Consider the following 10,093-nt stretch of genomic DNA (forward strand, 5'->3'; position numbering starts at 1 on the left):
GACCTTGGCGCAGCTTCGAGGCCGTCGAATACGCCACGCTGGAATGGGTCGACTGGTTCAACAACCGCCGTCTGCTGGAGCCCATCGGGAATATACCGCCAGCCGAAGCCGAGGCAAACTTCTACGCTGCTCTGGAAACTGAACCCATGGCCGCGTAACTAAATGAAATCAGCCTCCGACAAACCCGGCGCGGTTCAATTCGACATAGCGCCGGAGCTTCTCTTGCGCCCGCTTGGCGTCGAACTGCGGGTCGTCCTCCACCGTTTTCATGAGCCGGTAATAGCTCTCGACCGGCGTGTAGTGCTTCGGGTCAGGACTCGTTCTTTCTCATAGCCAGAAGATGACGGCTGCGGCCAGCGCGATGGCGGACATGAAGACCTTCGGGCATCTGTCGTAGCGGGTGGCAATGCGCCGCCAGTCCTTCAGCCGGCCGAACATGATCTCGATGCGATTGCGGCGCTTATACCGCCTTTTGTCGTGGCGAACCGCCTTCCCTCGGGACTTCCGGCCGGGGATGCAGGGCCGTATCCCCTTGTCCTGCAAAGCTTCTCGGAACCAGTCGGCGTCGTATCCCCGGTCGGCAATCAGCCACTCGACCGCCGGCGGGGAGCCGCACAGCGCCCGCGCGCCGACGTAATCGCTGACCTGGCCGGCCGTGATGAAGAACTGGATCGGACGCCCTTGGCTGTCGGTCACGGCGTGTAGCTTGGTATTCATCCCGCCCTTGGTGCGGCTGATCAGGCGTCCGCGCTTGTCGTTGGGCCCCCCTTTTTGACCCGCAGGCTGGTCGCTGTCCGGTGCGTCTTGAGATAGGTCGCGTCGATCATCGCCGTCTTCTCCTCGGGCTCCTCGGCGGCCAGTCCCGCGAGGATCCGGGCGAACACGCCCCTCTCGCTCCAGCGCTTCCAGCGATTGTAGAGGGTCTTGTGCAGCCCGTATTCCTTCGGTGCGTCGCATCAGCGCAAGCCATTGCGATTGAAGAAGAATATCCCGGAAAGTACGCGCCGGTCGTCGACCCTGGGCTTGCCGTGGGACTTTGGGAAGTAGGGCTCGATGCGCGCCATCTGCGCGTCCGTCAGCCAGAAGAGATTGCTCATGTCACCGCTCGCTTTTCGAGAAGTGAATCAGAAGCTTAGACCTCCATCAATGGGTCCTGACCCTAACGGGGAAAGGGGAAGTCACGCATCAGGCCGACGTTCTGCAACAACGCCGAGCCGATGGCAAAGCTCCCCCGTTTGGGGGACGACGTGACCCGCGCAACGGCCTGAAAGAGTTGTTCAGGATGAACTGAGTAGATTCCGGCGCTACCTGCCGATGGCCACGAAGCCTAATATCAAATTGGACGTTGAGTGAGGTGTGCATTTCAACGTGGAGAATCGGGTCGGCGATGTTGTGGGTCGGGAAATCCCATATCCACAAGGCGCATCGGCGGAGGAAACATCCACGCCCCGTCACATTGCGCAGCCCGGACACGGCGACCCGCGGAACGGCAGCGACGCCGAAAACCGGTCAGGCCGTCAAACGCCGCGGCGGTCGCGTCCTGCATTGGCGCGGACGTTGCGCAGAAATCAGGAAAGAGAGTCATGAACCAGCTGATCTACATCGTCGGAGCGGTCGTCATCGTCATTGCACTGCTGAGTTTCGTCGGCCTGCGCTGAAGTCCGATCACGGAAAACCGTCAAAGGAGCACTCCCATGATTTCCGACCCCGTACCTTCCCGTCCGCTATCCACCGGGACTTCCGGAACGTCCGTTTCGGAAGGTCCCTATGTGGACTGGCCTGCGATTTTCGCGGGCGGCGTCTTTGCGCTCGCGCTCTCGTTCCTGCTGATCAGCTTCGGCGCGACGCTGGGGCTGTCGCTCGCCTCGCCCTATCGCGGCGAAGGGGTCTCCGGGGTCTGGCTCGCGATTGCCGCCGGTATCTGGCTGGCCTGGGTGATGGTCACCAGCTTCGGGGCCGGCGGATATCTGGCCGGCCGGATGCGCCGACGGGCCGGTGACGCCACCGCCGACGAAGTCCAGATGCGCGATGGTGCGCACGGGCTGATGGTCTGGGCCACCGGTGCGCTGGTCAGCACGGTTCTTGCCACGGCGGGTGTGGGCGGGCTTGTCGGGGTTGGCGCGTCGGCCGTCGGGACGGCCACGGACGTTGCCACCGAGGCGGCCTCGTCCGATTATTTCGCCAATGTCATGCTGCGCGGTTCGGTCACCGAACCCGACACGGCGGCAACCGACGGAGGCGCCGGGCCCACGGCAACCGGCACTGGCGGATCTGGTGCATCCCAGGGCCAGCGGGCCGCGTCGGCCGACATCACCGGCATCGATCCCGCCGTGCAACAGCAGATCGCCGGCATCATCGCCCGCAGCGCAGCCAGCGGAGAGATCGCCGAGCGCGACCGCACCTACCTTGCGCAGCTGGTCGCGGCCAACGGCGACATGGACCAGGATGCGGCCCGCGCCCGTGTCGACGGGGTCCTGGCCGAGATCGACGAGGCCCGCGCCACAGCGATCGAAGCGGTCGAGGATGTCCGGGTGGCCGGTGTGATCTTCGGCTTCATCGCCGCGGCCACCTTGCTGCTTGGTGCCGTCGCCGCGGCCCTTGCCGCCGCTGCGGGCGGTCATCACCGCGACGAAGGGCTTGGCTTTGACACACGGACGGCACGGCGCTGAGGCGCCGAAGCCACTCCCCCTTTCCCGAAAGGATGACCCCATGCCTGCAATCATCGCCTGGCTTCTCGGAGCGCCGCTCCTGGTCGTGATCATCATCGCGGTGCTGCTCTGACCGCGCATCCCGCGACGCAATGGAGCCACGCTGGAACCGGAAAGGATTTCCCCATGTCCCAGGAAACCCAGGCAGAGATGTTCATCCGGGCACTGACCGAAGTCTGGGAAGAAGATCGCACCCTCGGGCGGGTGCGGTTGCGCCACGAGATCAGGGAGCAGGTCAGACGCTTCGTGCAGGAGTTTCGCACCGAACTGGAGGGCCAGCAGCCCCGGACGAAACAGGCGTCGTCGCGCACGCGACGGACCCGGACGCCACCGGGGCAGGTCCATGGCCAATAGCCCCGCGCCGTCCCGGCCCACAACCGCAACACGTTTCCACGGAGATGATACATGATGATCGCAAACCTCGACGCGCTGTACCTCCATACCCTCAAGGACGTGCTTTACGCCGAACGCAGGATCCTCAAGGCCCTGCCCAGGATGGAGCGCAAAGCAAGCGACCCGAAACTGAAGGCGGCCCTGTCGTCGCACCGGGACGAGACCGAGGAGCATGTCCTGCGGCTCGAGAAGGTGTTTGACGCCCTCGGCAAGCCGGCGCGCGGGGCGAAATGCGATGCGATGGTCGGGCTGATCGACGAAGCCGAAGGGCTGATGGCCGACATCGACGACGCCGAGACGATGGATGCGGCGCTGATCTCGCTGGCGCAGGCCGTCGAGCACTATGAGATCGCGCGCTACGGCACGCTGGTGGCCTGGGCCGGGCAGCTTGGCCACCCGAAGGCGGTGGCCCTGCTGAAGGCGACGCTGGACGAGGAGTATGGCGCCGACAGGGCCCTGTCCAAGATGGCCGAGGACCGGCTGAACGCTGCTGCCGTGGCCTGAAGCGCCTTCCGACGGTGATCCCGCGCGCCTTGGCTGCGCACAGGCGGGGTCCCCGCAGGTCCGGGGCCGGACCCCGACCTTGCCGCCGCCGGATGCCGTCGGCCCCTCCCACCGACGTGGCGGCGGCATGTCGGCCCGTCCGGACCACCGCCCGCACCCGGGCGCCGGACCTGGACGATGACCCTCAACCCAAGGCGGGACGCATCCGATGACCCCACGACACCCTTTCCACCTGCTTCTGCCGCAGCATTTCCGGTCCCTTGGCCGGCGCGCGCTGCACCTCACGCGCAACGAACACCGGGCGCAGGATCTGGTCCAGGAAACGCTGCTGAAGGCCTGGGCGGCGCGGGACAGCTACCGGCCGGAGACCAATCTGGGCGCATGGCTGTTCACGATCATGCGCAACGCCCATTTCTCGGACTGGCGCAAGCGGCGTCGTGAGGTGCAGGACGTGGACGGCGCCCATGTGCGGGCGCTGGCCGAGGAGCCGACGCAGGACCATGTCATTGCCCTGCGCGAGCTGATCTCGGCGATCGCCCGGCTGCCGCAGGCCCAGCAGCGCCCCGTTGTGCTGATGGGGGCTTATGGGTTCACTCTGCTGGAAACCGCCGATGCCTGCGGTTGTGCCGTCGGCACGATCAAGAGCCGCGTCAGCCGTGGCCGCGCCACGCTGCAACACGTCCTGGCGCATGACGCGCTGGTGCGCACGCGTGGGGACCCGCCCGCCGTGAACAGGCCCGCCCGTGGTGCGCCGCCGCGCGCGATGCTGGACGCCTCCCCCACGGCCATGCGGCGCGCAGCCGAATGAGGCGATGCGCAGGGGCCCCCGGCGCGCAGGATCTCCAGCCTAGCCCGGGGGAAGGGGGGTCGGCCGGGTGATCCGGGCGCGCCACCCCCCCGGATCAGCGACCGCGCGGCACAACCGTCATTGAGCCGTCCGTTTCCAGGACCACCGACCCGATGCCACCGATGTCGGCCTCGCCGCTGGCACGCAGGGCCGCGCCGATCTCCTCGCGGGTCACGCGCTGCCGGCGCAGGGTCGCATCGAGGTATTCGCCGTCATGCACCAGCAGCGTCGGCTCGGACTTGACCAGATTGCGCAGCCGGTCCGAGCGCACCGACAGCCAGGTGATCGCGAACTGCAGGCAGACCAGCAGCGCCAGCGCCAGAATGCCCTCGGCCAACGGCACGGTCGCGTTCAGAAGCACCGTCGCGAGCGTCGAGCCCAGCGCCACCGTCACCACAAGGTCAAAGGCGTTCATCTTGCCCAGCGTGCGCTTGCCCGAGATGCGCAGCATCACCACCAGGCTCGCATAAGCCGCGGTGCCCACGATGAGGACGCGCAGCAGCCCCAGCCAGGTATCGAAGAAGACGGGTTCGGCCATGCGCTGTCCTTTGCGACGGTGCGGTCGGGGCGTGCCGCCGGTCGTTGCGGCGGGGCTCACAGGTCCAACCCGGCTCTGCGGAATGTGTTCCGGGGAACCGGCCGCACTCAGTGCCGGGTCCGCGCGTGTTGCAGGAAAAAGCGCATCATCTCGCGCGAGGCGTCCGGACCGTGCGGGTCGGTGTGGCTGCCGCCCGCGTCACCGCCGGCCCAGGCGTGCCCGGCCCCTTCGATCTCCCAATGCTCGGCGATGCTTCGGCCGCTGGCGTCCTCGTGCCGGGTCTGCCGATAGCTGCGCCCCCCGCGCGATGTGCCCGTGACGGCGATGGGGCTGAGGTCGGACCGGGGGCGCAGCGCCTGCGCGACGACGGCCCGGCCGTTGCCCGGATGCACCGTGGCGTCGGCAAGCCCGTGGAACACGATGGCCGGGACCGCGAGGGCCTGTCCCCCGCCCCGCGTGCCGCTGCGCATGGCCGCAAGGGCCGACGGCACGTCCTGTGCCCCGCCGACGGGCAGGCCGGAATGGACGCCGACCGCGGCAAAGACCTCCGGATAGGCCGCGCAGAGGACGGCCGCCGCCGCCCCGCCCGCCGACAGGCCCGCGACATAGACCCGCGCCGGGTCCGCCGGATGATCGCGCAGGACGTCGCGGACGATCCCCGCGATCAGGGCGGGCTCCCCCCGGTCGCGGGCCTGATCCTCCGGCCGGAACCAGTTCCAGCATCGTTGGGCGTTCGCGCCCCGGGGCTGGGCGGGCCAGGCGACGAGGCATCCGACCTCCTCGGCCAGCGCGTTCATGCCGGTGCCTGCGGCGAAATCCTCGGGCGTCTGGGTGCAGCCGTGCAGCATCACGATCAACGGCATGGGCGCCAGCGCCCGGTTGGCCGGAACGTACAGCCTGTAATCCCGGCCGCCCTGCGCGCCACGGTGCGTCAGCGACAGGAACTGCGCACCATGCGGAATGTCGATCGGCGCGGGCGCCAGCGTCCCCGGCCGCGGCATGCCACCCGCGGCGATGCCGCGCAGGGTCTCGCCGAGGCCCTTGCCGACCCAGCGCATGGACGCCCTGCGGGGGCGCAGGCCTGCGGCGGCGGGCGCGTCAAGGTGGGGCAGCGCGCCGTGGGCCTGCCGGGCGCCCGCAGACGGATCGGACGGCGCGGGCTGGCCCTGGACGAGCGCGCGGATCAGCGCCGTCGCCTCGTCCAGCCTGCCCGATTGCGTCAGTTCGGTGGCCCGGGACATGCCGCGGGCAAAGGTGTTGGTCATGGGGTGCCTTGGGGTTCGGGGTTCAGGTGATGCGGTCGGCCAGCGCGGCCCTGACCGGGTCGGGGGCCTGCAGGGTGCCGAGGACGGACAGGCCGGAGATCGTGTCGCGGGCCAGGTCGGGGGTGACATCCGCGGCGATCACGACCAGCCCGAGGACACGGATCTCCAGCATCTCGCCCGCCGCCTGCGCCGTGATCAGGTCGTCGCGCGTGATGCGCCGGATCCCAAGATCGACGGACTGGCGCACGATGATCTGGCGCACCGTATCGGCGTGCCGGTCGATCTGGTTGCGGATGGCGGTGCGGATGAAGTCGCTGCGGTTCGAATAGAAGCCTTCGCGCACCAGCAGTTCGATCTGACCCAGATCAACGCAGCCGAGGTTGATGGTGATCTTTTCCGTGTCGGGCGCCCTGAAGGGGGTCACGCTTGCCTTGGCCATCTGGAACCTCCCTATGACATCCATGTGGATGGTATATGGATGCTGAAGTGCGGCAGACAAGATCCGATGCGGCCTGGATGTCCGTCGGGCAGCGAAGCCGCAACGAACCGGGCCGCCCGCCCCCCTCGGGGCGGACGGCCTGTGCGCGGTCACTGGCGGGACGATCCGATGCCCGACCACCGAAGACGGTGGCGCAGGCTCAGCCGTCGCGGCGGCCGTCGGCGTGTGCCGGCGCCTCGGACGACGACGGCTCTCGGTCGGTTTGATCCGCTGTCTCCGGACCCGTGCCGGCCCCGGGCATGGTGCTGGTCGACCGTGCGTCCTCGAGGGTCTGCCACAGCGTCCGGGTCGGCGCACCGTCGGGGGCGCTGGTGTCGTCCTGCGACGCGGCCTCGGCCTGCAGCTCGGAGGCCTTGAGCTCGACGAAGCGGCTCAGGATGGCATCAAGGTTCGCGTCGAACCAGTCTGCCATGGCCTCCTCCTCGCGCAGCGACTCCTCCAGCCGCGGGCGCAGTTCGGACTTGCCGGCCATGTCGGCCAGCGCGATCAGCGTGCGGTAGGTCGCGATTTCCAGATGTTCGGTCATCATGTCGGCGACCACGGCCTTCAGCACGGCGTCCTCGCTGAAGCCCTGGACCGAGGACTGGCCCAGCCCCATCACGCTCAGCAGCGCATCCTTGACGAGGGAGGCGGAGCTGCCGCAGGCCTCCAGCGCCCCTTCCAGCCGGCGGGCCTGTTCGCGGGTCGCCACGATGTGCTCGGTCACGCGGGCATGCAGGTCGGGATAGTCCTCCAGCAGTTTCAGTTGCGCCTCCAGAACGGCGGTGACCTGCTTTTCCAGCGCATGCGCGTTGCGCAGGCTGACGACCAGCGCCCCATGGGCGGCGATCTGGAAGGCCCCGGTCGGGGCGCCGTCGGCACGGGGGGCGGTCTGGGTGTCGTCGGGCATTGGAGCGTCTCCTGGGGTGGGCCGCGCGCGGACGTGCGCTGCGGGGCTGCGTTGTTCAGTCGGCCGCAACGGGCGCCGCGGCGCGGGTCCATTGCCCGGTCGCGGCGGGGACGCCGAAGGCGGATGCGTCGTCGGAGACGTCGCGCACGCCCGCGCTGCGGCCGCGGGGCGGCATGGGTGTCCAGCCGGGCAATCCGCCACGGCCGCGGATGTTCTGCCGGTCCGCACCCCGGACACCATGCAGCCCCGCTTTGGGCAGGGGTCGGGCGCCGCACGGTGCGGCGGGCGCGTCACATCCCCGGCCGTCGGGCCCATGATCGCTCATGTCTCGGCGATGATCGTGTCGGCCAGGCGCAGGGCCAGCGCCGCGATGGTCAGCCCGCAATTCACCGTGCCGCCGGTGGAAAACACCGACGGGCCGCCGATGAACAGGTTCGGGTGGTCATGGCAGCGGCACTCGGCATCGACGACCGAGGTTTCCGGGTCGTCGCCCATGATCGTCGTGCCCATGATGTGGTTGTTGCCGCCGTACTCGGCGTTGAACGTGACCTCCGTGCCGCCCAGAAGCTCCGCAATGCGGGCGTAATTCTCCAGCGTCGCGTGGGCTGCGCGTTCGACATAGGGTTCGATCCGATAGGTCAGCAGGGGCTTGGGCAGGCCCATCGCATCGACCTGGTCGGGGTGCGGGCGCACGCGGTTGTGCGCCTCGGGCAGCTGTTCGAGGAAGCAGTTGATGGCGACCTTGCGCACCACCCGCGCGCGGATCTCGGCGTCCAGCTCCGGGCCGCGCAGCCCGGCGTCGATCAGCGTCTCGGTGATGCCGCTCAGGTCGGACATGTTGCCCAGGTGCAGCTTGCGCCCCGCCATCTCGCCGCGAAAATCGCCGTCGCGCAGGCTGACGACCGAGGTCATCTCCTGCGGGCCGCGGCCGGGGAACACCGGCTTGTCCCAGAGAAACGACACGCTGATGCCGGGGTGATCCATCAGGTTGCGCCCCACCTGGTCGGAGCGGTTGGCAAGGCCCGCCGGCAGCGCCTCGGACGCCGACATCAGCATCAGCTTGGGCGTCTCGATCCCGTTGGCCGCCAGAACGATGCGCCGCGCCGTCATGCGGTGGCGCGCGCCGTCGGGGGTCAGGTATCGCACCGCCGTCACCCGGTGGCCGTCCGCATCGGTGTCCACGGCAAAGGCCACGGCATCGGGGATCAGCCGCGCGCCGGCCTGTTCGGCCTTCAGCGCGTGGACATTGCCGGAATACTGTGCCGCGATGGGGCAGATCGGCATGCAGTTGTTGTTGCCGCAGCACGCCGCGCGCCCGTCATAGGGCACCGAGTTGCGGCACACGGGTTCGGTCGTCACGCGAAACTCGCCGCTGGCGTTCAGCCGGTCGGCAAAGTCGCGGTCCATGTAGCTCAGCGGCAGGGCCGGCATGGGATAGGGCCCGGTGCGGGGCGAGCCGAGATCCTCGTCGCCCGGGTCGGGGCCGGCCACGCCCAGCTCGATCTCGGCCTGCGCATACCACGGCTCCAGATCGTCGTAGGACAGCGGCCAGTCGCGGCCCACGCCATAGAGGCTGCGCAGGCGGAAGTCGTTGGGCAGGAACCGCCATGTCGCGGCGGCCCAGTGCCAGGTGGTGCCGCCCACGGCGCGGATATACTGCACGTTGTAGGGGTAGTCGCCGTCCTGCACGATGTAGTCGCTGCCCGCCTGCCCCTGCGGGGCGTGGGATGCGGCGACATAGGGGGCCATGAAGTCGCCCTTGTCGGTGGCGTTGCGATAGGCCTCCACCAGCTGGTGGCGGTGCAGGCGCGGTCCGGCCTCCAGAATGGTGACCGCAAGCCCTGCGCGGGCCAGCCGGTCGGCGATCAGGTTGCCCGCCAGCCCCGAGCCGACGACCAGCACATCGGTGTCGTGATCCGTCATGGTCCGTCCCCCCGCAGCGGCAGCGGCCCGGTCGCGGGCGGCGCGGCCCAGAACCCCATCGCCCCGCCGCAATAGCTGCGCAGGGGCAGGATATCGGCGGTGACGCGGCCCATCAGCGTTTCCTCGAACCCGGTCAGGTGGGTCTGCGCGCCGATCGTGATCCGCCCCAGATACCAGCCGTGCAGGAGGTGGCGCAGGATGTCGGCCTCCTGCACCGCGGGGCCGGTCGCGCCCTCGGACACGGCGACATGCAGATCGGCCAGGGGCTGCGCCTGTCCGGTTTCAAGCAGGACCGCAAGGATCCGTGCCCCGAGGACCGGCGACAGGTCGTGATGCCCGGTCAGGCGCCGCGACAGGTCCAGAAAGGCATCGCCCGAGATCTGGCCCGACAGCGGCGCAAGCGGCGTCTGCGCCAGGGCCGCGCGCGCCAGCGCCAGCGCCGGCAGCGCGGCCATGCCGGCCATCACGGCGCGGCCTTTCCCCGGCTGGCCGATGCCTCGGCGGTGGCGGGGCCGGATCCGCGCAAC

The 10,093-nt window shown here is 69.1% G+C and carries 10 protein-coding genes and 2 pseudogenes; 5 read left to right on the forward strand and 7 right to left on the reverse strand.

Going from position 1 to position 10,093, the window contains the following annotated elements:
• Nucleotides 1-158: pseudogene (locus CCR87_RS09045) on the forward strand (IS3 family transposase); the annotation flags it as partial.
• Nucleotides 159-327: 169 nt separating this feature from the next.
• On the opposite strand, the pseudogene CCR87_RS09050 reads toward CCR87_RS09045, so the two are convergent.
• Nucleotides 328-1,097, reverse strand: a pseudogene (locus tag CCR87_RS09050) (IS5 family transposase).
• A 597-nt stretch (nt 1,098-1,694) separates the two neighbouring features.
• Here CCR87_RS09050 and CCR87_RS09055 point away from each other — a divergent pair.
• The 4 genes from CCR87_RS09055 to CCR87_RS09070 all read left to right on the forward strand — a co-directional run bounded on the left by CCR87_RS09055 (nt 1,695) and on the right by CCR87_RS09070 (nt 4,413).
• A complete protein-coding gene (locus CCR87_RS09055) occupies nt 1,695-2,669 on the forward strand; it encodes a hypothetical protein (protein ID WP_201157202.1) in 975 nt (324 codons plus the stop codon).
• A 165-nt stretch (nt 2,670-2,834) separates the two neighbouring features.
• The gene (locus CCR87_RS09060; protein WP_201157203.1) at nt 2,835-3,062 is read left to right on the forward strand and encodes a hypothetical protein; all 228 of its coding nucleotides are present in this window, start codon (nt 2,835-2,837) and stop codon (nt 3,060-3,062) included.
• 51 nt (nt 3,063-3,113) lie between these two features.
• Entirely contained in the window at nt 3,114-3,605 is a 492-nt protein-coding gene (locus tag CCR87_RS09065; RefSeq protein WP_201157204.1) for a YciE/YciF ferroxidase family protein, read from the forward strand.
• 208 nt (nt 3,606-3,813) lie between these two features.
• Nucleotides 3,814-4,413 (forward strand): sigma-70 family RNA polymerase sigma factor, encoded by a 600-nt coding sequence (locus tag CCR87_RS09070; protein ID WP_201157205.1) that lies wholly within the window; start codon nt 3,814-3,816, stop codon nt 4,411-4,413.
• Between the two features lie 94 nt (nt 4,414-4,507).
• Here CCR87_RS09070 and CCR87_RS09075 read toward each other — a convergent pair whose 3' ends face one another.
• The 6 genes from CCR87_RS09075 to CCR87_RS09100 form a co-directional block, all read right to left on the reverse strand.
• Nucleotides 4,508-4,990 (reverse strand): DUF421 domain-containing protein, encoded by a 483-nt coding sequence (locus CCR87_RS09075; protein WP_201157206.1) that lies wholly within the window; start codon nt 4,988-4,990, stop codon nt 4,508-4,510.
• Nucleotides 4,991-5,097: 107 nt separating this feature from the next.
• On the reverse strand, nt 5,098-6,255 hold the full coding sequence (locus CCR87_RS09080; RefSeq protein ID WP_201157207.1) for an extracellular catalytic domain type 1 short-chain-length polyhydroxyalkanoate depolymerase: 1,158 nt from the start codon (nt 6,253-6,255) through the stop codon (nt 5,098-5,100).
• Nucleotides 6,256-6,277: 22 nt separating this feature from the next.
• Nucleotides 6,278-6,694, reverse strand: coding sequence for a CopG family transcriptional regulator (locus CCR87_RS09085; RefSeq protein WP_201157208.1), 417 nt, complete (start codon nt 6,692-6,694; stop codon nt 6,278-6,280).
• 199 nt (nt 6,695-6,893) lie between these two features.
• Complete coding sequence (locus tag CCR87_RS09090) at nt 6,894-7,643, reverse strand: YciE/YciF ferroxidase family protein (protein WP_201157209.1); 750 nt, start codon at nt 7,641-7,643, stop codon at nt 6,894-6,896.
• 321 nt (nt 7,644-7,964) lie between these two features.
• Nucleotides 7,965-9,566: a GMC family oxidoreductase gene (locus CCR87_RS09095; protein ID WP_201157210.1), complete on the reverse strand. Its 1,602-nt coding sequence runs from the start codon at nt 9,564-9,566 to the stop codon at nt 7,965-7,967.
• Nucleotides 9,563-10,093, reverse strand: a 531-nt coding sequence (locus CCR87_RS09100) for a sugar dehydrogenase complex small subunit (RefSeq protein WP_207186602.1), incomplete at its 5' end; no start/stop codon positions are given. The genes CCR87_RS09095 and CCR87_RS09100, both read right to left, overlap by 4 nt.

Origin of the sequence: Rhodobaculum claviforme (assembly GCF_016653255.1) — a bacterium.
GTDB lineage: Bacteria > Pseudomonadota > Alphaproteobacteria > Rhodobacterales > Rhodobacteraceae > Rhodobaculum > Rhodobaculum claviforme.

Excerpts from the sequence above, each read along its gene's own strand:
- CCR87_RS09065 (WP_201157204.1), top strand. The coding sequence starts at position 3,114 with ATGATGATCGCAAACCTCGACGCGCTGTACCTCCATACCCTCAAGGAC.
- CCR87_RS09075 (WP_201157206.1), bottom strand. The coding sequence starts at position 4,990 with ATGGCCGAACCCGTCTTCTTCGATACCTGGCTGGGGCTGCTGCGCGTC.
- CCR87_RS09060 (WP_201157203.1), top strand. The coding sequence starts at position 2,835 with ATGTCCCAGGAAACCCAGGCAGAGATGTTCATCCGGGCACTGACCGAA.
- CCR87_RS09070 (WP_201157205.1), top strand. The coding sequence starts at position 3,814 with ATGACCCCACGACACCCTTTCCACCTGCTTCTGCCGCAGCATTTCCGG.
- CCR87_RS09085 (WP_201157208.1), bottom strand. The coding sequence starts at position 6,694 with ATGGCCAAGGCAAGCGTGACCCCCTTCAGGGCGCCCGACACGGAAAAG.
- CCR87_RS09055 (WP_201157202.1), top strand. The coding sequence starts at position 1,695 with ATGATTTCCGACCCCGTACCTTCCCGTCCGCTATCCACCGGGACTTCC.
- CCR87_RS09095 (WP_201157210.1), bottom strand. The coding sequence starts at position 9,566 with ATGACGGATCACGACACCGATGTGCTGGTCGTCGGCTCGGGGCTGGCG.
- CCR87_RS09080 (WP_201157207.1), bottom strand. The coding sequence starts at position 6,255 with ATGACCAACACCTTTGCCCGCGGCATGTCCCGGGCCACCGAACTGACG.
- CCR87_RS09090 (WP_201157209.1), bottom strand. The coding sequence starts at position 7,643 with ATGCCCGACGACACCCAGACCGCCCCCCGTGCCGACGGCGCCCCGACC.